The sequence below is a fragment of the Gemmatimonadota bacterium genome (assembly GCA_026702745.1).
In the GTDB taxonomy this organism is placed as follows: Bacteria; JAAXHH01; JAAXHH01; order JAAXHH01; family JAAXHH01; genus JAAXHH01.
Map to the genome: position 1 here is coordinate 1 of JAPPBT010000076.1, position 23,517 is coordinate 23,517.

25 protein-coding genes and 1 tRNA gene are annotated in these 23,517 nt (G+C 60.6%); 4 read left to right on the forward strand and 22 right to left on the reverse strand.

Translation table 11 applies throughout. From position 1 onward, the window contains the following. Window positions 1-160 precede the first annotated feature (160 nt). Both OXH56_12880 and OXH56_12885 read left to right on the forward strand, forming a co-directional pair. Window positions 161-292, forward strand: coding sequence for a hypothetical protein (locus OXH56_12880; GenBank protein MCY3556202.1), 132 nt, complete (start codon window positions 161-163; stop codon window positions 290-292). 343 nt (window positions 293-635) lie between these two features. Beyond that, window positions 636-1,010: a hypothetical protein gene (locus tag OXH56_12885; protein ID MCY3556203.1), complete on the forward strand. Its 375-nt coding sequence runs from the start codon at window positions 636-638 to the stop codon at window positions 1,008-1,010. A 114-nt stretch (window positions 1,011-1,124) separates the two neighbouring features. Here OXH56_12885 and OXH56_12890 read toward each other — a convergent pair whose 3' ends face one another. The 3 genes from OXH56_12890 to OXH56_12900 all read right to left on the reverse strand — a co-directional run bounded on the left by OXH56_12890 (window position 1,125) and on the right by OXH56_12900 (window position 3,989). Further along, on the reverse strand, window positions 1,125-1,571 hold the full coding sequence (locus tag OXH56_12890; protein MCY3556204.1) for a hypothetical protein: 447 nt from the start codon (window positions 1,569-1,571) through the stop codon (window positions 1,125-1,127). 577 nt (window positions 1,572-2,148) lie between these two features. Further along, entirely contained in the window at window positions 2,149-2,304 is a 156-nt protein-coding gene (locus OXH56_12895; GenBank protein MCY3556205.1) for a hypothetical protein, read from the reverse strand. Between the two features lie 227 nt (window positions 2,305-2,531). Continuing rightward, on the reverse strand, window positions 2,532-3,989 hold the full coding sequence (locus OXH56_12900; GenBank protein ID MCY3556206.1) for a hypothetical protein: 1,458 nt from the start codon (window positions 3,987-3,989) through the stop codon (window positions 2,532-2,534). Between the two features lie 312 nt (window positions 3,990-4,301). Here OXH56_12900 and OXH56_12905 point away from each other — a divergent pair, with 312 nt between their 5' ends. Continuing rightward, window positions 4,302-5,216 (forward strand): alpha/beta hydrolase, encoded by a 915-nt coding sequence (locus OXH56_12905; protein ID MCY3556207.1) that lies wholly within the window; start codon window positions 4,302-4,304, stop codon window positions 5,214-5,216. A gap of 27 nt (window positions 5,217-5,243) precedes the next feature. On the opposite strand, the gene OXH56_12910 is transcribed toward OXH56_12905, so the two are convergent. The 12 genes from OXH56_12910 to OXH56_12965 form a co-directional block, all read right to left on the reverse strand. Then, window positions 5,244-5,582 carry a phage holin family protein gene (locus OXH56_12910; protein MCY3556208.1) on the reverse strand — a complete coding sequence of 113 codons (339 nt, stop codon included), beginning with the start codon at window positions 5,580-5,582 and terminating at the stop codon, window positions 5,244-5,246. A gap of 2 nt (window positions 5,583-5,584) precedes the next feature. Beyond that, a complete protein-coding gene (gene dut, locus OXH56_12915) occupies window positions 5,585-6,037 on the reverse strand; it encodes a dUTP diphosphatase (GenBank protein MCY3556209.1) in 453 nt (150 codons plus the stop codon). Between the two features lie 18 nt (window positions 6,038-6,055). Continuing rightward, window positions 6,056-7,426 carry a pitrilysin family protein gene (locus tag OXH56_12920; GenBank protein MCY3556210.1) on the reverse strand — a complete coding sequence of 457 codons (1,371 nt, stop codon included), beginning with the start codon at window positions 7,424-7,426 and terminating at the stop codon, window positions 6,056-6,058. Between the two features lie 104 nt (window positions 7,427-7,530). Beyond that, window positions 7,531-9,615, reverse strand: coding sequence for a polyribonucleotide nucleotidyltransferase (gene pnp, locus OXH56_12925; protein MCY3556211.1), 2,085 nt, complete (start codon window positions 9,613-9,615; stop codon window positions 7,531-7,533). A 121-nt stretch (window positions 9,616-9,736) separates the two neighbouring features. After that, a complete protein-coding gene (gene rpsO, locus OXH56_12930) occupies window positions 9,737-10,006 on the reverse strand; it encodes a 30S ribosomal protein S15 (protein ID MCY3556212.1) in 270 nt (89 codons plus the stop codon). A gap of 78 nt (window positions 10,007-10,084) precedes the next feature. Next, window positions 10,085-11,014: a bifunctional riboflavin kinase/FAD synthetase gene (locus OXH56_12935; GenBank protein MCY3556213.1), complete on the reverse strand. Its 930-nt coding sequence runs from the start codon at window positions 11,012-11,014 to the stop codon at window positions 10,085-10,087. After that, a complete protein-coding gene (rbfA, locus tag OXH56_12940) occupies window positions 11,014-11,433 on the reverse strand; it encodes a 30S ribosome-binding factor RbfA (protein ID MCY3556214.1) in 420 nt (139 codons plus the stop codon). The genes OXH56_12935 and rbfA overlap by 1 nt, the downstream gene beginning before the upstream one ends. Window positions 11,434-11,450: 17 nt before the next feature. Further along, a complete protein-coding gene (locus OXH56_12945) occupies window positions 11,451-11,732 on the reverse strand; it encodes a DUF503 domain-containing protein (GenBank protein ID MCY3556215.1) in 282 nt (93 codons plus the stop codon). A gap of 7 nt (window positions 11,733-11,739) precedes the next feature. After that, on the reverse strand, window positions 11,740-14,001 hold the full coding sequence (gene infB / locus OXH56_12950) for a translation initiation factor IF-2 (GenBank protein MCY3556216.1): 2,262 nt from the start codon (window positions 13,999-14,001) through the stop codon (window positions 11,740-11,742). A 4-nt stretch (window positions 14,002-14,005) separates the two neighbouring features. Next, window positions 14,006-14,332, reverse strand: a complete 327-nt coding sequence (locus tag OXH56_12955; GenBank protein MCY3556217.1) for a ribosomal L7Ae/L30e/S12e/Gadd45 family protein — start codon at window positions 14,330-14,332, stop codon at window positions 14,006-14,008. Between the two features lie 19 nt (window positions 14,333-14,351). Beyond that, on the reverse strand, window positions 14,352-15,611 hold the full coding sequence (nusA, locus tag OXH56_12960) for a transcription termination factor NusA (GenBank protein MCY3556218.1): 1,260 nt from the start codon (window positions 15,609-15,611) through the stop codon (window positions 14,352-14,354). Window positions 15,612-15,629: 18 nt separating this feature from the next. Beyond that, window positions 15,630-16,112 carry a ribosome maturation factor RimP gene (locus OXH56_12965; protein ID MCY3556219.1) on the reverse strand — a complete coding sequence of 161 codons (483 nt, stop codon included), beginning with the start codon at window positions 16,110-16,112 and terminating at the stop codon, window positions 15,630-15,632. 255 nt (window positions 16,113-16,367) lie between these two features. On the opposite strand from OXH56_12965, the gene OXH56_12970 reads away from it, so the two are divergent. Further along, window positions 16,368-17,135, forward strand: a complete 768-nt coding sequence (locus tag OXH56_12970) for a recombinase family protein (protein ID MCY3556220.1) — start codon at window positions 16,368-16,370, stop codon at window positions 17,133-17,135. A gap of 70 nt (window positions 17,136-17,205) precedes the next feature. Here OXH56_12970 and OXH56_12975 read toward each other — a convergent pair. The 7 genes from OXH56_12975 to OXH56_13005 all read right to left on the reverse strand — a co-directional run. Beyond that, window positions 17,206-17,279: transfer RNA gene (locus OXH56_12975), tRNA-Arg, on the reverse strand. A gap of 43 nt (window positions 17,280-17,322) precedes the next feature. Continuing rightward, window positions 17,323-18,795: a tRNA (N(6)-L-threonylcarbamoyladenosine(37)-C(2))-methylthiotransferase MtaB gene (mtaB, locus tag OXH56_12980; protein MCY3556221.1), complete on the reverse strand. Its 1,473-nt coding sequence runs from the start codon at window positions 18,793-18,795 to the stop codon at window positions 17,323-17,325. Window positions 18,796-18,830: 35 nt separating this feature from the next. After that, entirely contained in the window at window positions 18,831-21,071 is a 2,241-nt protein-coding gene (rpsA, locus tag OXH56_12985; protein MCY3556222.1) for a 30S ribosomal protein S1, read from the reverse strand. Window positions 21,072-21,147: 76 nt separating this feature from the next. Then, window positions 21,148-21,870 (reverse strand): pseudouridine synthase, encoded by a 723-nt coding sequence (locus OXH56_12990; GenBank protein MCY3556223.1) that lies wholly within the window; start codon window positions 21,868-21,870, stop codon window positions 21,148-21,150. Next, window positions 21,857-22,540 carry an SMC-Scp complex subunit ScpB gene (gene scpB / locus OXH56_12995; protein MCY3556224.1) on the reverse strand — a complete coding sequence of 228 codons (684 nt, stop codon included), beginning with the start codon at window positions 22,538-22,540 and terminating at the stop codon, window positions 21,857-21,859. Before scpB ends, OXH56_12990 begins: the two co-directional genes overlap by 14 nt. A gap of 13 nt (window positions 22,541-22,553) precedes the next feature. Beyond that, entirely contained in the window at window positions 22,554-23,300 is a 747-nt protein-coding gene (locus tag OXH56_13000) for a segregation/condensation protein A (GenBank protein MCY3556225.1), read from the reverse strand. Then, window positions 23,285-23,517: HNH endonuclease (locus tag OXH56_13005; protein ID MCY3556226.1), on the reverse strand; the 233-nt coding region annotated here is incomplete at its 5' end. The genes OXH56_13000 and OXH56_13005, both read right to left, overlap by 16 nt.

Below are 23,517 nucleotides of genomic sequence, written 5' to 3' on the forward strand. Positions count from 1 at the left end.
CCGGCAACGCGCCGGGGCTTTGCTTTCCACAGAATGACGCGTTTCAAGCCTGGTTAAGCGGCCTTGACAAGGTGGAAGCTCCGCCGCCGTGCTCGAGCTGACCGCGGGCGGATCTTGACGGCGGTCACCCTGGTACACACAACGAAAGGAAGGGAGAACCATGAAAACCACGCGCCGTGGATCCGCGGCGGTCTTTGTCCTCGCCACACTCTTTTTCGCCGCGGGTAAGATCGACGCCCAGGACGTGCCCTTCAGGCCGGGGTCAGGCTCGAGCACGGCCGGGCGCGGATAGACCTTACCGCCGGCGGCCTGTGGAGGAGGCTCAAGCTGGGGAACCTGGGCGCTGCGGGAACCAGCATAGATCCGGCCGGGGCCGTTCACGCCGGCTTGAAGCTCCATGGCGGCCTGGCTGCCCGCGGCGGCCTGGTTATCGGGCGCAATGACTGGTTTTACCTGTCCGCGGCCATGGCTTGGCAATTCTGATCGCCGGGGAGGGCCGAGCAATAATCGAATTCCTGTTTACCGTCATCGTCCTGGCGATCTTCGTCCTGGTCATGGACTGGCTCGATCAGATGGATTGACCGGCAGGAGATTTTGCTAGCTGATTCGAGAGTGTGGGTGAAAGGAGAATAGTGATGGAAGGGATTTATAGTGAGAGCGGGGAATTGGATTTGACGATAATTTCCGAGAAAGACTTCGAGAGAAAAGTCAACGGAATGAAAAACACTGGCACGGCTTACGCGGAGAAGGAATTTAGAGAGGGCCACAGTTTTGAGGTGAAAATAATCGGACCGCAGGTATTGAAGGAAAGAGACCAAGCACAACAAATGGCAACCGTTACTCTCCCGATGGATTGGAAAATCGTACAGAGAAGGAAGATGGTTAGGTTGGCAAATGAATTGGTTCAGATAGGTTACTATCTGGAAGCCGATCCTAATTTGTCACGTGTATTGGCGGCCGTAATAGAGGGCAAGATGTTAAACTATTCCGAAGAACCACAAGGGGAGTAAGTGTCACCCACGCCCCAGCCTGCCCACCAGGTATTCCATGCCGCGGTTGCCTTGATCGAGTTGCAGTTCCTGCAGAACAGGTGCAGGTTGCCCGGGTGGTTGGGAATCACCAACCTAGTCCTCCCCCTTCTGGCACTGTCGCAGAACGGTCTGGTACAGCAGCATGCGCCTCCGCTGCGGTAATTTACGGGCTACCGGCAGGTAGTGGGTTTCCATCTGCAGCTCGATGTCTTCCCGAAGCATGAACAGCCAGTACCATACGGCCTCATCTTCGGACGTCCCTACCAAATCGGCGTCCTTGGCGAACTCGGCATAGTGGTCCCTGATGCAGGGATGGATGGCGTAGACCATGATCTCGGCCCTCAGCATCGCCTCGCGGTCGCTGTCGGGATCCCCTTCAAGCCAGGTGACCATTTCATTGCCAGTGTTCCAGATACCGTTCACGAACCCGTCGAAACCGTCCATTCCGATGCCGTCGTCCGTCCCGTCCCTTCTCACCACCACGCTGATGTTGTTATTCAACGAGAACCTGTGGGCGACTATAACGGGCTTGGCTTTCAAGACGGCCATCATACCGGCGAACATTGCCCGATCGCGGGATACTTCCGGTGTGACGGTAACGATCAGAGTTATGTGGCGTGGACGTCCTTCGCCCCATACGCCGCCGCGCAGGATAGGCGGACCGATTACTTCAACGGAGTCCCTGATTGACTGGAAGTATGTGGGGGCGGGAGTGCTGTGTCCCTGGCTCGGGATCTCCCCGTTGCTGACCTGCCCTATGGCCGGACCGGAACTGAACGCCAGGACGGCCGTTAAAAGTCCGATTGCCAGTAATTTAGCTGCATTGCCAGGTGCAGTCATACATATGCCCTTTCGATTTTTCCCTTGACTATATGGGACGTTCATATTTGTATAGTAGGACCAGGTGCAGCACAGGTCCCCGCCTCTCGGGGGCCGCTGCCCTGGTTGATCGACAAAAGCTGATACCTGGTTCCCTAGATCGAAAGTGCTTGAATGCCAGTCAGTTCCGTATCATCATCACCAATTGCCGGGCGCTGAAAGGAGGAGATCGGGGGCGTCGACGCCCGAAACCGGGAGCTACTTCGCATAATAGATATTATGTAAATCTATTTCGTCTCTAATCCGGTTCCCGGAGGGTCAGGGGGTGGCTCGAAACTACCCTCAAAATCCCGATTTTCGGCCCTAAACGTGCCTTTTCCAGTACTTCGATCTTGCCGAAATCGATCGAAATCCGGTTCTGGTCTCTGCACTCGGGCTCATTTTGACGTTTCATGACTGATTTCTGCCTTCGTACAAAAGATATATTATCTGTACGGCCTATTGTTGAGGATTGTACAAGAATAAACTTCATTGTACAGCGACCATACGGAATTGTACAAATCCATTACGAATTGTACAGCCGCCCGGGCACTTATCCGGATTCAAAGACGCTCGACTAAGGCACATGACGCATTGCCGTGCTCTGACCGTAGTTGAACATACCCAAACACAGCCAAATAACTAGTCAACATCCAGGGATGCATAACTCCAGTCATCCAGCGGGGTAAGTTGTGCACTGAGCTGGTCTTCGAATTCGAATCCGACCCCGAAAGGACTTGTCGTGACACTTTCCATGTTGATCCGGCCTTGCTGTATACGCATGCATGGAAATCCATCCGCATGTAAACTGAACAGATCCGGATGATATTTCATTACCTGCTCCTGTATATCGTCGGGCCAGACCGTTATCCCTTTGAAATAATGGTGGCTGTTTCGCTCGCTGTGGTCAACCCCTAATGTGGCCAGCACCGCGAGATCCTGCATAAGGCCGATCGGTGCGATGTTGGAGAGGTCTTCGCTCGTCAACACGTACTTACGTTCAGGATGCCGGTTCGCAAGGTACTTCAGATAGGCCGCATTGGACAGGCCCTTGAATACTCCCTTGCAGTTCTTGTAACTCGTTCCAGCATAACCGATCTCCACGGCCCTTTCCACATCGCCGATATCACCGTCGGATTCGTCGATGATGAACGGGGGACGGTCCGGCCAGGTCTGGAAGTGTCCCCTGACTGCTTCGTCCAGCGCGATTTTGCGGTGCAGGGGCTGTTCGATGCAGATCAGTCGCCCCAGAAACCCGGTCAGGTCGCGGTCCGCCCGCAATGCTTCCCAGAACGACCGGAACGATTCCATGTCGCCGTAATTCTCATTGCCGTCCAGGGTAAAGGCGTAGCGGTCCAGGCGCCCGTCGATGATCCCGGCCGTCTGCTTCAGACGGTCGAAATCCCGTGCTTCGTCACCGAACAACTTGATCTTAAAGTACGATATGCCGTAGGTATCGATGACCTCGTCCAGCGACTGGGGCAATCCGTCATTGCACAGTTCGTCAGCTGGTATGTCCGGTCGGGTCAGGGAGTCTCCCAGCCCAACGGTATGGCGCACATTCGTGACAGAGCTCGGGGTGTCGGGCAACACATCGGCCGGTGCCAGGCCCTTGAGATTCGGGTTGAATGCCTCCAATCGGAGGCCGAAGGTGTTTGCGCGTATCGCCTCGCCGAAATTCGTGCCCTGCAAGCGGCAGAAAGCCTCGATCATGGCCCGTTCCACCAGGCTGGTACCCAGGCCCCACAGGAGGGGCGCAAAGCCGCGCTCGGTGCCCCAGGACTTCTGCGCCTCGTACAGTTCCTGCCAGAGGGAAAACGGATCGGCCGCGGGACCTATGGTCAGCGCGGCGTCGCTGGCATTCCGGATGACGGCGATCATGTCCCCTACTTCATCTTCAAGGGACGTATCGGGATTCTTCGTGAACCATTTCGGAGGCAGGTGGTCCGCCGAGCATCCCCAGCCCGTCCGGCCGTCTGCCTCGAGAACCATGCCGAGTACCAAGTGCGGCACCGCCGTCATGGTCGATATGCCGAATTTGAAGGGCATGCGCGTGCGCATGTTCTGGACGCGAAGGTCGATTTCTTTGATCTGGATCATGCTGTTTCTCTCTACGTCCTTTGATTGTGTCTAGCTCGCACCGCTGACTCGAGCCGCGTGTGCGGCGACCTGCTCATCGGACCAGGCCAGCTTGGAAGCCTATTGATAAAAGCCAATGAATATGCTGTCAAGGTTTAGGCAGCGTTCCTGTCGGTGTCATATTGTAACCCTGCCGGAATGGGGATATATTGTCACGTAGGGGAATGGGACCGGGAGGTCCGTACCGAGATCCACGGTTATCGGCTCGAATTCGCCAGACCGAATCCATGAACACATCAGTCGGCGGTCGCGCCAGCCAGAAAGGAAGCTGTTTTGACAGTACCTCCAGCAATCTGGGAGATACCCGAGCCGCTGTCCACTGACAGCGTCAAGGTGGACGACGACACCGTCATCGTCCTGAGACGCCACGGGAACCCGGCGGGCCCCCGGCTTGTCCTGAGTCACGGAAATGGCCTCGCCATCGACCTTTACTACCCGTTCTGGTCGCTGCTGGCCGCCGGTTTCGACCTGGTGGTCTATGATCTCAGGAACCACGGATGGAACGAAGTCGGAGCCCTGGAGAACCACCGTTTCGATGCTTTTTCCCGCGACCACGACAGCATCTTCGAAGTGATCGAAAGGCTCTACGGCGTGAAACCAACGGTGGGCGTCTTCCACTCCATTTCTGCCCTGGCCGCCATGCACCTGCCATCGAGAGGCAGCCACTACTCCGCGATGGTGCTGTTCACGCCGCCTCTGTGCAACACGGGCCCGAGATACAGGGAGTTCGAGCAGCGGGCGGTGCGAACGGGAAACATGCTCAGCGTGAGGGAGCCGTGGTTCCGGGCCCGGGAAGAACTCGCCGAATTACATACCAACCTGCATTACTTCCAGCATGCTGTGCCGGGCGTCTTCGATCTCGTTGCCAGGACGACCCTCAGGGAGTCCGGGACGGGACAGGGTTACGAGCTCCGATGCCCGCGCGAGTACGAAGCGCAGATCTGGTATGAAGCCTCGCAACCCGCGGTGTCTGTGGACTTCGCCTCCCTGCGGTGTCCCACCCGGATCATCGGATCAGATCCCGCACTGGATCCGAACCGTCCGTATTTTGACTACAGCGCCGCCCCAGACGTCGACTACGAGTTCGTGCCCGGAACGACACACTTTCTTCAGCTCGAGAAACCGGAGGAGTGCGCGACGGTGATGCTGGACTTCCTGAACCGGCAGGGCATTGTCGAGAGCCCGTGATGGACACGTCGGAGAACCGGCGGAAGGTCAGCTCTTGCTCTTGATCAGCCCGTTCAGCAGGGCCACGACGACCGAAATGATGAAGGACGCGATCAGGGCGTCCCAGTAGCCGCCCACGTCGAACCCGTTGACGAGCCAGGCGGCCAGGTACAGCATGGCCGCGTTGATGACGAGGAGGAAGAGACCCAGCGTGAGCATGCTGATGGGCAGGGTCAGGACGACGACGACAGGCCGCACGATCGTATTGATGAGGGCCAGGACGACGGCCGCGATGATCGCGGTGGTCACCGAATCGACCTGGATACCGGGGTACACGTTGGTCACGAGAAGGATGGCCAGGATCGTCAGGATCATTTTCAGCAGCATGGTTATCTTCCCGTGTGGCCGTATCCACCGGCGCCGCGCCCGGTTTCATCGAGGCGGTCGACCTCTTCGAAGACGACGAAGGGTACGGTGGCGATGACGAGCTGGGCGATTCGCTCCCGGTCGCTTACGCTGTACGGCTGATCGCCGAAATTGAAGAGTATCACCTTGATCTCTCCACGGTAGTCCGAGTCGATCGTGCCCGGGCTGTTCAGCACCCCGATCTTGTGGTTGAGCGCCAGGCCGCTCCGGGGGCGTACCTGCCCTTCGTATCCCGGGGGCAGCGCGATGGCGTAACCCGTGCCGATCAGTTCGAGCTGTTTAGGCGCGATCTCCACCGGCTCGTCGACACAGGCGTACAGGTCGAGTCCCGCCGATCCGGGGGTCATCCTTCGCGGCGCCGGATGCACTCTGTCGGGCCGGGTCGAGGCGATGGGTATGACGACGGGCGTGCTCATGAATTGCTCCAGGGCCGCTCACAGGGCGATATCGTCTTCCGACAGGGGACCCACGGCCGTCAGGTACGTGTTTTCCGCCGTGAAGACCGTACCGGCCAGTTCGGCGATATCGGCCGTGGTCACTTCTTCCAGCTTCCGGACGGTCTCGTCCACGCTCGCATGGGTGTTTTCGTAGATCTCCGCCCTTGCGAGCCGGTTCATCACGCTTCCGGACTCCTCCAGCGACAGGTACAGGCTGCCGGTCAGCTGAGACCGCGTATCGCGGAGCTCCTCCTCCGGGACGGGTTGCTCGCACAACACCCGGCACTCCTGCCGGACCAGGTCAACCGCACGCTGCGCGTCCTTCGGATCCACGCCGGCACTGATGCAGATCTGGCCCGTATCCCGATAGAAATCCAGGTCCGAATAGATGGAGTAGGCCAGACCGGCCTCCTCTCGGATCTTCTGAAACAGCCGCGAGGTCATCCCGCCGCCCAACAGGGCGTTCAACAGGAACAGGGCGTATTTCGACGGATGGCCGTAGGGCAGGGCGACGCCCCCCAGGCAGAGATGTACCTGGGCGATGTCCTTGCTCAGCACCCGCTTCTCAAGCCGCTTCCTGTGCCGCTGCTTATGCCGCTCCGAATCGAGCAGGACGGCCGTGTCGACGCCCGTGTCGACGCCCGTGTCGACGGCCGTATCGACGCTCGTGTCGACGGCCGTGTCGACATCCGCGTCGTCATACGATTCCGCCTGGTGACTTTCCCCGGGGAAATCATACTGTTCCCGCACGAGATCGACCAGGGCCTCGTGGTCCACGCTGCCCGCCGCGATGACGTACGTGCAGTCGTTCCGGTAACGCGCTGCAAGGTACGCGACGAGATGGTTCCGCGTAAAGGACGAAACGGAAGGCGCATTGCCCAGGATCGGCCGGCTCAGGGGATGGGGCTGCCAGATCAGGTTGGCGTAAAGCTCGCTGACCAGGTCTTCCGGGTGGTCTTCGAGGCCGTGTATCTCCTCGATGACCACCGTCTTTTCCTTCTCGATTTCATGGGGGTCGAACTTCGAGGACTGCAGCAAGTCGCCGATCACGTCCACGGCGACGGGCAGGTGGCTGTCCATCACCCGGGCGAAGTAGCAGTTGAGTTCCCGGCCGGTAAAGGCGTTGAGGTAGCCGCCGAGGCTTTCGATGCTCTGGGCGATCTGGTACGCGTTGCGCTTCTCGGTGCCCTTGAACACCGCGTGTTCGAGAAAGTGGGCGATGCCGGGCTTCTCGGCGGGTTCGAACCGCGTGCCGGACCACACCCAGACGCCCATCGTCACGGAACGGACGTGTGGCATGTGCTCCGTAACGACCCGGATGCCGTTGGGAAGCACGGTTTTTCTGAAACGGTCGGTGGATTCTGGCAAGGGAGGGCCGTACAAAGTAAGACCGCCGCCGTGGCGTCCGGAAGGGACGATTCCCACGGCGGCGATGTTCGGATCATGCTGGCTGTTCGCTTCGTTCACTCCGGTCAGTTCGCGGAGAGCACCTGCTTCCGGCTCAGCTTGACTTTGCCCTGATTGTCGATATTGATGATCTTCACAGTCACCTCGTCGCCTTCGTTGGTCACATCCTGCATGGAATTCGTCCGGTGGTTTTCCCATTCGGAAATGTGCACCAACCCGTCCTTGCCCGGAAGGATCTCCACAAAGGCGCCGAAATCGACGATCCGCTTCACGGTACCCTGGTAGACCTTGCCGATCTCGGGCTCTTCCGTCATGCTCTCGATGATCTGCTTGGCCTTCTCGCCGGCGGCCGCGTCCACGGCGGCGATCGTGATCGTCCCGTCGTTCTCGATGTTGATCTGGGCGCCCGTCTCCTCCTGGATGCCGCGCACCACCTTGCCGCCCGGACCGATCACGGAACCGATCTGGTCCTGCTTGACCTGTACGGTCAGAATGCGTGGGGCGTAATCGGACAATTGCGTCCGCGTCTCGGCGATGGTCTCGGCCATCTTGTCCAGGATGAACACCCGCGCCTTCTTCGCCCGGGCGAAGGACTCGCGGAGAATCTCCTCGTCGACGGCCATGACCTTGACGTCGAGCTGCACGGAAGTAATGCCCTCGCGCGTACCGGCCACCTTGAAGTCCATTCCGCCCAGGTGGTCCTCCACGCCCTGGATGTCGGTCAGGTACTGGGGCTTGGGATCGTCCGGGATCAGGCCGATGTTCACCCCGGCGACGGGGCTCTTGATGGGCACGCCCGCGTCCATCAGGGACAGGGTCGCGCCGCAGACGGTGGCCATGGACGACGAACTGTTGGATTCCAGGATCTCGGAGACGATGCGGATGGTGTAGGGGAACGCGTCCTCCGACGGGATCACGGGCGCGATGGCGTGTTCCGCCAGCGAGCCGTGGCCGATGTCGCGCGGCCGGGGTCCCCGGGCCATGCGCACTTCCCCGACGCTGTACGGCGGGAAGTTGTAGTGCAGCATGAAGGACTTCAGCGAATCGCCTTCGAGATCGTCCTGCTTCATCTCGTCCATCTTGGATCCCAGGGTCGTCACGGTCAGGCTTTGCGTTTCGCCCCGGGTGAAGAGCGCCGATCCGTGAGTCCTCGGCAGCACGCCGACTTCCGACCAGATCGGCCGGATATCGTCCATGCCCCGGCCGTCGACGCGCACGCCTTCGTTCTTGATCATGTCATGCATGTCGGCGCTTTGCACGTCCCTCACCAGGTCGCGAATGATGTTCTCGCTGTCCGGATAGGCTTCCGCCAGCTGCTCGACGGCCAGGTCGGCCGCGCGGCCGAAACAGTCTCCGCGCGCCTTCTTCTCCCGGGTCCGGTTGCCCTCTTGCACGAGGGGAAGGGCGATCTCACGCACCTTGTCGGCGAGTTCGGCATCCGTCTTGGGCGAATCGTAGGACCGCCGCTCCGGCGCGCCGACCATCTGGCGGAGTTCCTCGATCTTCTCGATGACCGCCTTGATGTTCTCATGGCAGAGCAGGATCGCATCGGTCAGGTCGTCTTCCGAGATCTCGTGGGCGCTTCCTTCCAGCGACATGATGTGATCCGGCGTGCCGGTCACCACGAAATCCAGGTCGCTGTCCTCCAGGTCGCTGTAGGTCGGGTTGACGACGAATTCGCCTTCGACCCGTCCCATGCGGATGGCGGCAAGCGGCGCCTTGACGGGAATGTCCGAGATATGCAGGGCCGCGGCGGCGCCGATGACGCCCAGGATGTCGTGGTCGTTTTCCATGTCCGTCGACAGCACGATGATGGAAACCTGCGTCTCATAGAAATAGTCTTTGGGGAAAAGAGGACGGATGGCGTGATCGACCTGCCGCCCGCTCAGGATCTCTTTCTCCGAAGGAGGTCCTTCCCTGCGAAGCCGAGCGCCGGGAATGCGTCCCGCCGCGTACATCCGCTCGCGGTAATCCACCATCAGCGGAAGGTAGTCGCGCCCTTCCACGTACTTGCTTTCTGAAACGACATTGGCCAGAATCACACTCTCGCCATACTGCACCCATACGGATGAATCCGCCTGCTTGGCGACCTTACCGGTTTCGAGGGACAGCGTCCTGCCAGCCAGTTCAAGTTCTACACGATGAGCCATAATACTTGGTCTTCTCCTTAAATTCGTCGACAGATGGCGGTCTATGCCGCCACCAGTGGGTCTTACATCATCAATGGATCTAACTTCATCAGTGGATCTAACTTCATCGGGTCCTGCCCATCTATCCGCGGATACCCAGTTCCTTGATCAGTTTCCGGTACCGTTCCAGGTCATTCTTCCGCAGGTAGGAAAGCAGCCGGCGCCGGCGTCCAACGATCTTGAGCAGGCCACGCAACGAATGGTGGTCTTTCTTGTGGACCTTGAAATGCTCCGTCAGCTCGGTGATCCGGGCGGTCATGAGGGCGATCTGCGCCTCGGGCGATCCCGTATCCTTCTCGTGACGACCGTGATCGGCAAGGATCTGCTCTTTCTGTTCTTTCTCAATGCTCACTAAACGATCTCCTTGAATGAATTGACTGTGACCGGTTCCCTGGAGGCCTGGGGGCGCCACGGGCGCCGCCCGTCTCGATCACGCTTTCAACATGTTGTACGTCGTATACACGTCCTTTGAAATCTGGTCTTTGAGCGCTTCGACGGTCTCGAACCTCTTCTCGTCCCGGATACGCTCGACGAATTCTACCCGGATGGACTGGTTGTAAAGGTCCCCTTCGAAATCCAGGATGTGCACCTCGCAGTGTTCGATCTCCTGTCCGAACGTGGGCCGGACGCCGATGTTCATCACGCCGTTGAGCACCCTTTCGTCCAGACCGACGCGAACCGCATATACCCCCCGCTTGGGGATCAGGACGTCGGGATCGTGCGGTTCCAGGTTCGCGGTGGGAAACCGCAGCGCGCTCCCCCGCCCGTCCCCGCGGACCACGGTGCCGGTGATCCCGTAGGGGTGACCGAGCAGACGTTCGGCGTCGTGGATTTCTCCCGCGGACAGGACGGCTCGGATCTGGCTGCTGTTTAACGGGCTTCCTTCCACCTGAACCGGTTGCACGACGTGGACCGCGAAACCGTAGCGCGCGCTCAGCCTGTCCAGCAGCAACCGATCTCCCCGTCCGTGTCTTCCGAAATTGTGGCTGTAGCCTACGACGATCTCCTGTATATCCAGTGTGTCTACATAAGTCCCTTTAACGAAGGATTCCGCCTCGATCCGGGCAAACGCGTCCGTGAAGGGGATAACAAGCACGGCATCGATTTCGAATTGCGACAGCAGTTCCAGTTTCCGGACCGTCGGCGTCAGTATCGGCAAGGATGGTTTTCTGCCGACGACCAGTTGCGGATGCGGATCGAAGGTAACGACCACGCACGGGGTGCGCAGGGCCTTCGACCGGTCTATCGCCCGCTCGATGATCGCGCCGTGCCCCAGGTGGACCCCGTCGAAGTTGCCGACGGCGATCACGGCCCGGGTGTAGCGGATTGCGGCATCCTCAACGGAGCGAAGGACCGTCATCAGCCTTCGTCGTCCCCCTGGTCCGCCGGGACCCGGTCCGCCGGCACCTGATCAGCCGGGCGCCCGGATTCGTTGTCCGTGGTTTCTATGCTCCTCATGACATTTGAAATACGCTGTGCGTAGTCGAACGACTCGTCGTACCGAAAGAGCAGTTCCGGGATGTGCCTCAGCTTGATCCTCCGGCCGAGCTGCGTCCGGATGTACCCCTTCGCCCGTTCGAGTCCTTCCAGACTCGCTTTCTGATCCTCCTGCGTACCGAGCACGCTGAAATAGACCCTCGCGTGCCTCAGGTCGACCGATACGTCCACGGAGGTCACCGTCACGAATCCGATACGGGGATCCTTCATCTCGTGCTGAATGATCTGGCTGACTTCCTGCTTGACCAGGTCAGCCACCCGCGCCGTTCGACGGTGTGCCATTTACCGCTCCTGGGCTCCTAGTACCACTCGAAGGCGTGATCCAGTACCAGCAGCCGGGGTTCCGCCTGGACAAGATTCAGCACCTGCTGCAGCGTCCGGTCGACGTAACTCTTCTCTTCGGAAACCATCGCGAGTCCAAGGGTTGCCCGCTGCCAGAGCGACTGGTGCTCAACCTCGGCCACCGACACGTTGAATCGATTTCGGATCCGGTCCTTCAGCCCCTTGATCACCTGCCTCTTGGCCTTCAGCGAGCGGCTTTCGGGCAGAAACAGGTCGATTCGGCACAGCCCTACGATCATGATTCAATCAACGCGTCTGCAGTTGCCGGGCGACTTCCCGGGTCTCGTAGACCTCGATGGTATCGTCCTGCTTTATGTCCTGGAACCCGTCGACGGTCAGGCCGCACTCGAACCCGGACTGTACCTCGCGGACGTCCTCCTTGAACCGGCGCAGCGATCCGACTGTGCTCTCGTAGACGACGATTCCGTCGCGTATGAGCCGGATGTTGGCGTTACGGGTCACGTTGCCGGACTGGACGTAGCAGCCCGCGATCGTTCCGACGCGCGGCGCCCTGAATATCTCTCTCACTTCCACTACGCCCACGACCTGTTCTTCGATATCCGGTTTCAGCATGCCTTCCAGGGCGTCCGTGACGTCCTGAATGACGCGATATATGATATCGTACAGGCGTATGTCGACTTTCTCCCGCTCGGCCAGCGCCCGCGCCTGGGCGTTGGGCCGTACGTGAAATCCGATGATGATGGCGTTGGACGCCGTGGCGAGCAGGACGTCGGATTCGTTGATGGCCCCGATGCCCGTGTGGATGATCCGTATCTTGACCTCGTCGTTCTCAAGGCGCAGCAGCGAATCGCTCAACGCTTCCACGGAACCGCCCACGTCGCCCTTGACAATGACGGGCAGTTCCTGGATCTCGCCTTCCTTGATCTGGTCGTATATGTCTTCCAGGGTGATGGGCTTTGCCTGGCGGAATTCGTGCTCCCTGCGCATCAGCCGGCGCCGGTTGCCGATCTCTCTCGCCAGCGGTTCCGATTCCACGACGGCGAAGGAGTCGCCGACCTGGGGCATGCCGGAGAATCCCATGATCTGAACGGGTACCGACGGGCCCGCTTCCGCGATCCGCGTGCCTCTTTCGTTGAGCAGCGCCCTGACCCGGCCGCTGAACTGGCCGGCCACGAAAGCGTCGCCGACGCGCAGCGTGCCCTGCTGGATCAGGACGGTGGCTAGCGTTCCGCGGCCACGGTCCAGTTCCGCCTCCACGACCACGCCCTGCGCCCGCCTGTCGGGGTTCGCTTTCAAATCCAGCATTTCCGATTGCAGCAGCACCATTTCCAGGATGTGGTCCACGCCCGCTCCGGTCAGGGCCGACACTTCGCAGGCGATGACGTCGCCGCCCCAGTCTTCGACGAGAAGACCGCGCTGGCTCAGTTGTTCCTTGATGCGGTCCGGTCGGGCCGTTTCGAGATCCATCTTGTTCAGCGCGATGATGATGGGGACTTCGGCGGCCTTGGCGTGGTCGATGGCCTCGATGGTCTGCGGCATGACTTCCTCGTCCGCCGCCACTACGAGGATGACGATGTCGGTCACCTGCGTACCCCGGGCGCGCATGGCAGAGAAGGCCTCGTGACCCGGTGTATCCAGGAAAGTGATCTGCCCGCTTTCCAGGTCGACTTCGTAGGCGCCGATATGTTGCGTGATGCCCCCGGCCTCGCCGGCGATCACGTTGCTCTTGCGGATGTAGTCGAGGAGGGAGGTCTTGCCGTGGTCCACATGTCCCATGATGGTGACGACCGGAGGACGGGACACGAGGACGCCTTCGTCCTCTTCTTCTTCGTCTTCTATATACTCGAGGCCGTACTCGGACTGCTCCTCGATTTCGAAACCAAACTCGGACGCGACGGTCATGAGGGTATCCATGTCCAGCCGCTGGTTGATCGTGATCATGAGTCCGAGTTGCAGGCATTTCGAGACGATTTCCGTCGGAGAGACGGAAAGGTGCTCGGCCAGCTCGCCGGCCGAAATGAACTCGGGTACCCGTATGACGCTCGCGGCCTCGTCGCCCGCTTCGTCGTCCTCCCGGTCGCCCCGGCGCCGACGGCGCCGCGTGCGCGTGCTGTCCATCTGCGCGATGGTCCGGCGCACGCTGGCTTCCACTTCCTTCTGGTCGACCTTCGCCTTTTTCTTCTTCTTGGATCGGCGACGGCGACCGCGTACGTCCCCATCACCCTTTACCGCCTGGGTGGCGGGGGCTCCGTCCTTCCTGGCCGGCTTTCCCGCTTCCGCCTTCGGCCGGGCCCTGCTCGGGCCCTCCTTCACGGTCTTCGGCTTTGCGGTCGTGTCCGACGCGGCCATCTTCTTCTTGCGGTCCTGTTCCTTCCGGGCTGCCAGTTTTTCCTGCTCGAACCGCATGTTGACGTCGAGGACCATCTTCTCGTCCATGACGCTCATATGACTCTTGACCGTGTGGTTCAGATCACGAAGCATCTGGACGAGCGCGTTGCTCGATATGTTGTACTGCTTGGCTACTTCATAGATTCTCTTTGACGCCATTTGTCTATTCGTTTCCTTCCGGAGACACTTTCTTCAGCATTCCGCTCGCCAGGTGCCGGTCCGAAACGGACAGCACCGCCATGGGCGCCCGGTCCAGGCACGCGCCCAGTTCCAATCGGGTATGGCATTCGAGTACGGGTACGCCCCGGGAACCGGCCAGTCTTCTGAATGATCGCTTCGTCCCCTCGGAGGCATCCCCGGCCAGGATGACCAGGCGGGATTTCCCGCCGTGTATGGACTTCTTGACGGCTTCCGCGCCGCCCCTTACCTGGCCGGCGCGTACGCCGAGGCCCAGGAGTCCGGTCACGGAGGGTTGATCGATTCGCTGCATCACTTGGTTTCCTCTGCCCTCACTGAACCGCCGTCATGATCTTGTCGGCCGTCACCCCGCCGATCCCGGAGATTTCCTGGAGGTCGTCGGCGGTGGCCTGTTGCAGGGACTCCACCGTCGTGTAGCCGGCGTCTTCCAGCTTCTGGCGCAGCTTCTCCGATATGCCGTCGATATCTGCGAGCGACCCGGTTTCTTCTCCGTCGCTGTCGTCTGCGCCGAAGGTTTCGGAAATAAGCTGCTTCTCGAGATCCGAGCGCTTGATCAGGTCGATGTTCCACCCGGTAAGCTTGACGGCAAGCCGGGCGTTCTGGCCCGCCTTTCCAATGGCCAGCGAGAGTTGGTCATCCTCGACGACCACGCGCATGTCCTTCTTCTCGATGTCCAGGATCTGGACCTGTGCCACTTCGGCGGGACGCAGCGCCTGGGTAACGAAGGCGGAGGGGTCGTTGCTCCACGGCACGATGTCGATCCGCTCGTTGTTGAGCTCGCGGACGACCGCCTGTACCCGCGTACCCTTCATGCCCACGCACGCGCCGACGGCATCGACCCGGTCGTCGTGTGAAAGGACGGCGATCTTGGACCGGTCGCCCGGTTCTCGCGCGGACGCCTTGATTTCCACGATGCCCTCGTGGATCTCCGGTACCTCCATACGGAACAGCAGTTCAAGAAAAGCCTCGCAGCTCCGCGAAAGTATGACCTGCGGCCCCTTTATGGCGTTTTGCACGTCGAGGATGAAGGCGCGGATGGTCTCGCCCTGGCGGTACCTTTCCCGCCGTATCTGCTCGCGCCACGGCAGCAGCGCTTCGGTACGCTCGATCTTCACGATGATATTGCCCCGATCCACCTGCTGCACGCTGCCGATCACGATTTCGTTGACCCGGTCCTTGTACAACTCGTAGACGTTTTCGCGCTCCGCCTCGCGGACGCGCTGCACGACGACCTGCTTGACCGCCTGGATCGCGTTGCGCCCGAACTCGTCGAAGGACAGTTCCTGTTCGACCCGGCCGCCGACTTCCGCCTCCGGGTTGATGTCCAGCGCGGCATCGAGGGTGATCTGCGTTTCGGGATCCTCCACCTCGTCCACGACGTCCCAGACGGCCGACATCTCGATCGTGCCCAGCTTTTCGTCGACACGTACATCGACGTTTTCGTCGCCCGTTCCGAAACGTTTCTTGGCCGCCGTGACCAGGCCGGTCTTCACCGTGTCCCAGACCACTTCGCGCTCTACGTTTTTCTCTCGTATGATCTGCGCCAGCGCCTCAATGACCTCGTAATTCATTACCAGGGGCTCCCTCTCCTAACCATTGTCCCAACCGTGTTCCAGTTCCCGGTGGGCTTTCCGGATGCTTGCGACCGGTATGCGATGCTTTTCCCCGCCACAGACGATTTCAACCGTACCGCCCTCGATGCCTTCGAGCAGCCCCACACGGGTGACCGATCCGCCGTTCCCGTCTTCGGATACGACCTTGACCCACTTTCCCAGGGCCCTGCGGAAGTCTCTCTCCGTCTTGAACGGACGGTCCAGACCGGGTGAAGAGACTTCGAGCGTATAGCGGGATGGAATGGGGTCTTCAAGATCAAGCAGGCTGGACAGTTCGCGGTTCACCTGCGCGCAGTCGTTGATCGTAACGCCGCCCGGCTTGTCGATCAACAGCCTGAGGACGTAACTTCCCTGCCTGCCCGCAAGTTCCAGATCCACCAGTTCGAACCCGGCTTCATCGACGATCGGACCGGCGAGTGAAGAGACGATCCGGACGATCGAATCGCGGTCAGTTTCCATCGCGTATTTTCGAGTTCCAGCACGAAAAACACACAAAAACACACAAAAAAAAGCGGGCACTACTTCGCCCACTTCTGCAGCACCACTCTAATATATGGGGGCACATTAAACCAAGCAAGCAAAAAGTTTTACGTCGATTCCCGGTCTGTTTCGGGCGGCCTCGAAAAAGTCCTTGGATCATGAAAAGACACAAAATATGTTTAGTCCTGAAGGGACAAGTCAAACGCACGGTCCAGACCGTCCAGGAGGCGCAGGATGAACAAGGCGGTTTGCTATATCAGGGTCGGCTCGATGGAGACCCGGAAGCATCCCTTTCGAAGAGCGGACCAGGAGAAACGGCTACGCGCCTATTGCGCGGAAAACGACCTCGACATCATGCTGGTGATCCGCGATATCCGTGTCGAAGCGTTCATTCCGCTCGAGGAACGGCTGGGCGGCCGGGACCTGGTCGATATGGTCGAATCGAAGGGCATCCAGCATGTCGTCATCTGGCGGCTCGACCGGCTGTTCAGGTCCGCGGCGGAAATGTCGGGCTGCCTTTCGGCCTGGTCCAGCGACGGCATAGCGTGCCACGTGCTTGACCTCGACGGCCGGTCCGTCCGCACCGACCAGGAAGAGGGCAAGGTGGTCATGAGCACGCTCAACGTGCTCGCCGGGATTGCTCACGACCTTCCCGCCGAGCGGACGAGGAACCGGATACGGATGAAAAAGAACAACCGGTTCGTCTACGGCGCGGTCCCGTACGGTTACGACCTTTCCGGCAACCAACTGGTGCCCAATGCCAGGGAGCAGGAGATCATCCGGCAGGTGAAGCACTGGCGGACCGAGGGCAGGAGCCTGCGCAGCATCGCGGAGGAGCTCAACGGGATGGGGATCCCCACCAAGCGCGCCGCGGCGGTTTCGAGAGAAACCCGCTGGTACGCGTCCACGGTCCGGTACCTGCTGAAAAACGAACTCTACGTTGCGGAAGAAGAGGAAGACGGTCCGGCCGGTGAGCAGGGCGGAACCGGTGAGAAGGACTGAACCGGGGTCGAGCGGGTATAAATCGGAAAGCAGGAATGGTCCAGGACGAGTGGATCTGAACCGGGGGATATACGCCAGAGAGGATTCGAACCTCTGACCTACGGCTCCGGAGGCCGTCGCTCTATCCAGCTGAGCTACTGGCGCAGGACTTTCCAGCCCGCAATATAACGGGCGGTTGCTTCATCTGTCAATCCAATTCAAGGGTGGCGTCGGCGACGGGAACCCGGCCGGCGACGTCCCGAATTTCGGGTACAGTGTCGGCGCCGGCGGCGTTCCGGGAATCGGGTCCTGAAAGCCGGCCGGTCGAGCCCCGGACATCGGTTGTGTCTACTTCCACCGCCACGAAGGTATTCACCTGCTCCGGCCGTCCCTCGAACCAGCATCTCAGCCCGTGGTCCGTCCGCCCCGTCATCTTCCCCTCATCCGATTCTTCCTCAACCAGCACAGATAGAATCCTGCCCCTGAATCGGCTGTTATAGGCCGCTGATTTCCGATCGCTCAACGTTCGAAGCAACTGGCTCCGTTCCCGTGCCGTCGGAGGCTGCACCTGGTCCGGCATGCGGGCGGCGCGGGTATGGTCCCGCTTGGAATAGGAGAACACGTGGAAATACGCGTAGGGCTGGCGGTCCAGCCAGTCGTACATGCGTTGAAAGGAGGCGTCGGTTTCTCCCGGGAATCCGACCATGACGTCGGCACCGATGCAGATATCCGGCACTGCGTCGACCAGCCGTTCGACCACTTCCTCGGCTTGACCGGCCGTGTAGGTCCGGCGCATGGCCTCCAACTGGCGGTCGTCGCCATGTTGCACGGCCAGGTGGGTGTAACGGCACAGCCTTGGCGCGTGGTGTCCGAACAGGTCGATCAGTTCCCCGTCCACCGCCGTGGGCCAGATGGAACTCAGCCTCAGGCGGGGCAGCGTGGTCCGCTCCAGGATCTGTCGAATGACGTCATTGAGCGTGACGGGCGTGGACAGGTCGGTGCCGTATTCGCCGAGATGCACGCCGGTGAGCACGATCTCGGCGTAGCCTCGGTCCACCAAGGTCTGCACCTGGCGCATCACGGCGTCCGGCGGTAGGCTGCGATGGCGGCCGCGGGCCCAGGGAATGATGCAGAACGAGCAGAACTGATCGCAGCCGTCCTGGATCTTCAGCGTGGCCCGCGTTCGGTTTTCAAAAGCGGAAACGTCGAGTCGCTCGTCGAATTGCGCCATCTGCGCCCTGCGGGTCACCCGCGAGGCGGGAGGATCACCAGCGCGCATCGTCAGTACGTGGTCGACGAGATCGCCCTTTTCCACGTTGCCGAGGACGAGGTCCACACCCTCGATTTCCAGGAGCTGGCCGGGATTCGTCTGGGCGTAACAGCCCGTGGCGACGACGACCGGCGCCGGGTCGCGCCCTGTGGACTGGCTGGTCCGCGTGGCCCGCACGGTTCGGACGGCCCGGCGAAGCGCCTGCCGGGCAGATGCATCGGCCTGGTTGGTCACAGTGCAGGTATTGACGACGTAGACGTCCGCGGGTCCGCTGAAGGGTACGACCCGAAAGCCCCGGACGACGAACTGCTCGCGAATGGCCTCGGTCTCGTACTGATTCAGACGGCAGCCTAGCGTGTGCAAGGCTACCGTCGGAGCGTCACTCGCCGGGGCCAGGACAGGTTGAGTCACGGAAGACCTCGGTCCTACTGGTCACGGACCGGCACTTAACCGTCCGTTTCCCCGGTTTTATCGGCGTCCTCGGCCTTGGCGGTTTCCACTGCCTCGGCAGTTTCCTCGGCCTCAGCGGTTTCCTCGGCCTCGGCGGTTTCCTCAGCCTCGGCGGGTTCCTCAGCCTCGGCGGGTTCCTCGGCCTCGGCAGTTTCCTCGACCACGGCTGCGTCCTCGGCCTCGGTGGTGTCCTCGACCTTGGTAGTTTCCTCGACCTCGGCCGTTTCCTCTGCCTTGGCGGTTTTCTCTGCCTTGGCGGAATCCTCTGCCTTGGAGGCCTCTTCTTCAACCGCCACGACATCGCCGATCACGGTACCCGCTACGGGGTGCTTGTTCAGGTAGTCGTCGATTTCAGCCCGTTCCCGGTCACGGAAGTAGGCTTTCACGCTGAGCACGACCCGGCGGTTCTTCCCGTCGAATTCGATGACCTTCAGCGGGATCTCCTCGCCTTCCTTGAAGGCATCGCCCGGCCGCTTGATTTCCGGATGATTGAGCTGCGAAATGGGGACGAATCCCTCCACTTCGTGTGAAAGCTCGACGACCACGCCCCGTTCGAGAAGCCGGATGATAACGCCCGTCGTCTCGGTGTTCACCGGATAGACTTCGGCAAGCGATATCCACGGATCCTCGGAGACCTGCTTGATGCCGAGGGATACGCGCCGGGCTTCGGGATCGATGTTGAGGACCATGACGTCGATCTCTTCACCCTTCCTGACGACTTCGCTGGGGTGCTTGATCCGTCGCGTCCAGGACATATCCGAGATATGGACCAGTCCGTCGATGCCCTCTTCGATTTCCACAAAAGCGCCGAAAGCGGTGATGTTGCGCACGCGCCCGCGAACCATGGCGCCCACGTTGTACCGCTCGTTGAGCGACAGCCACGGGTCCGGCTGGGTCTGCTTCATGCCCAGGGAGATCTTCTCGTTCTGCTGATCCACCTTGAGGACCATGGCGTCCACGTTCTCGTTGACCGTCACCATCTTCGACGGGTGGGTCACGTGCTTCGTCCAGGACATTTCGGAGATGTGGATCAGCCCCTCCACGCCCCGTTCGAGTTCCACGAAGGCCCCGTAGTCGGTGATGCTGACGACCCGCCCCGTGATTCTCGAACCGACCGGATACTTCTCCTCGACGTTCGCCCAGGGGTAGGGCTCGAGTTGCTTGAGGCCCAGCGAAATCCGTTCGCGTTCCCGGTCGAATTCCAGGATGGCCACGGTAATCTCGCTGCCGATCGTCACCAGTTCGGAAGGATGGCCGATGCGTCCCCAGGAGATGTCCGTGATGTGCAGCAGTCCGTCGATGCCGCCCAGATCCACGAAAGCGCCGAAATCCGTGATGTTCTTGACCACGCCTTTACGAACCTGGCCGCGGTCGAGTTCGGCGATGATGGCCTGCTTCTGCTTCTCCTTCTCGACCTCGAGTACCACGCGACGGGACACCACGATGTTCCTGCGGCTCTTGTTCAGCTTGATGATCTTGAAGGGAAGCTTTTCTCCGATAAACTGGTCCAGGTTCGGCGTCTGCTTCAACGCCACCTGCGAACCGGGCAGAAAGGCATCCACACCGAACAGGTCGACCACCAGCCCGCCCTTGATGCGCCTCAGGATCTGGCCTTCCACCACGGCGCCTTCCTCGTGGGCGTCCTTGATCTTGTCCCAGACCTTCATGAAATCGGCTTTTTGCTTGGACAGAACGAGCTGCCCTTCCTGGGCTTCGATATCCTCCAGGAAGACCTCGATGTCCTGGCCGATCTCGAGCTCGTCGGGGTCGGTGAACTCGGACAGCGAGATGGCGCCTTCCGACTTGAACCCGACGTCGATGATGACTTCGCCGTTCTCGATCGCGATGACCTGGCCGGGAACGATCTCGCCTTCCACGATGTCCTTCAGGGTCTCGTCATACATCTGGAACATCTGTTCGTATTCTTCGAGTTCCTGTTGATTCAGGTCCTGCTCGTCCACCCATTTGGGCAACCGGTACGGGCGCTTCGGGGAAGCGGGTTCCGTTTCGTCGGTCGGCTTGGCGGTTTCCGTCGCTACGGCGGTCTCCGTCGCCACGGCGGTCTCCGTCGCCACGGCCGTCTCCGGCTCGGCGGAAGGCTCCGCCGGCGCGTCTTGCTCCGAATCCGTTGCGGGTGGTTCCGCGGATACCTCTTTAGCCGCCTCCGCGAGTTCGGCGGGTGAAGAAGACGCCTCGGTCTCTTCGACCTCGGTAGTCTTCGGTGAGTCCTCTGACATGTCACTCCTCCTTGATGGATGAAAAACACGGACCGCCGACACATCCGGACCGGTCCGCCCGAACGAAAAAAGTCCTTCAGCCGGTCATGCTGCCCACCGGCTCAAGTTCCTCGATTTCTCCATGGGTCAAGGCGCGCCATTTCCCGGCGGGAAGGCCGCCGCCGGCCAGTCCGCCCAGCCGCACCCTGATCAACCGCATCACGGGATGCCCCACCATGGCGCACATTCTCCGGATCTGGCGCTTGCGACCCTCGTGCAATACGATCGAAAGCCAGGTCCCGCTTTCCGTGCGCCGGATCGATTCCACGCCGGCCATTGCCGTGGTCCTGCCGTCCAGCACGACGCCTTCTCTCAGCCTATGCAGGGTGTCATCCCGCGGCACACCCTTAACGAGGACGTGATACTCCTTTTCACAACGGAAACGCGGATGCATCAACCTGTTACCCAATGCGCCGTCGTTCGTCAGGAGCAGCAGGCCCTCCGAGTCCCGGTCCAGCCTGCCGACGGGAAAGACGCGTTCCGGAATGTCCCGGATCAACGACGCAACCGTCGGCCGTCCGTAGGGATCGCTCAACGTGGTCAGATATCCGGCCGGCTTGTTGAGCAGGTAACATTTCCGGTCCGCCGATAACTCCAGCGTCCGGTCATCGACCGTCACGACATCCGAATCGGGATGGACCTGCGTGGCCAGGGAAACCACCGTCTCGCCGTTCAGCTTGACCCGGCCGGCCACGATCATCGCTTCGCTGTGCCTCCGGGAGGCGACGCCCGCCTGGGCCATGTATCTATTCAGTCTCATCGGTCGACACTATTTTCTCATCTGTTCCGTCCGGCGGACTGCCTGACTGCCCCGGCCGCGGGAACAGCGACGAGTCCAACTGTTCTTCTACTTCGTCCAGCTCGATATCCTGGTCCTTCAACAGTTCGTTCAGCTCGTCCAGCTTGGGCAGGTCCGACAGCTTGTTGAGCCCGAAATACCGGAGGAAATCACCGGTCGTCGCATAGAGAATCGGCCGGCCGACGCCTTCCCCCCTGCCGGCGATGCGTATGAGATTGCGGTCCAGCAGCGTCCGAAGCACGCCGTCGACGTTCACCCCGCGTATGGCCTCCACCTCGGACCGGCTGATCGGCTGTTTGTACGCGACGATCGAAAGGCATTCCAGGGCGGCCTGGGTGAGCCGCGACGGGATCCTGCCACGGTAAAGCCGGCGAATCCATTTCGCGTAATCCACCTTGCTGCTGAGCTGGTAGCCATTGGCCACATGCCGGATTTCGAAGCCGTGGCCGCCCTGCGCGTACTTCTCGTTCAGGGCTTCGATGCAAGCACCGACCAGGTCCTCGCCCACGTCGTCCATGATGCGGCTGAGTTCGGTCAGGCTGAGCGGCGCGTCGCTGGCGAAGAGCACGGCTTCCGTGATCGCGCGGTATTCGTCCAGCTGCGCCTCGTCCATGATCAGTTTCTTCTGCATGGCTCGTGCTCCCTCATGACGAGGTACCTACCGAATCGGAAAGGGTCAGCCAGATCTCGCCCAGCGTATCGGTCTGTTCGAAAACCACCCGGTTCTGCCGGATCAGTTCCAGCAGGGCCAGGAAGGTGATGATCAGGAAGGGCCGGGAGAGATCTTCCTGGAAGAGCGCACTGAAAAACAGGTTCTTCCGCTGCTTCAGGTGATCCAGGATATCATCCATCCGGTCCTCGATCGACAGGGTCTCCCGCTCCACGGTCCGGTCGAAATCGTCTTTTGCGCGGTCCAGCGTGAATTTGAAGGCCTGCAGCAGGTCCCAGAGATTCAGGTTGCCCGCCAGGCGGGTGTCGAGCGTTTCCACGCCGTTCAGGTCCTCTTCCGGGTGCTCCGTGGGCGGGTGGTAGAACACATCGGCGTTGCGGTCCTGGTGCTCGTTCAGCACGCCGGCCGCTTCCTTGAACTGCCGGTATTCCAGCAGGCGCTGCACGAGTTCTTCCCGCGGGTCCGCGCCTTCCTCTTCCTCCTCTTCGGGCCTGCGGGGCAGGAGCATCTTCGACTTGATGCGCAGGAGCGTCGCCGCCATGAGCAGGTACTCGCTGCCGACTTCGAGATCGAGCAATTTGAGCAGCTCGAGATACTGAAGGTACTGCTGCGTGACCAGCGAGATGGGAATGTCGTAGATATCCACCTCGTGTTCCCTGATCAGGAACAGCAGGAGGTCCAGCGGTCCTTCGAAATGTTCGAGCCTTACCTGGTAGGCCATAGCAATTCTTCCGGTTGTTCGTTCTTCAGAAACAGGTAGGGCCGCCAGGAATGATGGTGGATGCCAATGAAGTCTCGAATAAAGTGTATCCTGGTGGGCGCCTTGGGCTTGCGCCGCAGCGCCATGTTCACCTCTTCCGGCAGCCGGTCCCCCTTCTTGTTGTTGCACCGCTGGCAGGCGCAGACCATGTTCTCCCAGCTGTCCCTACCGCCCAGAT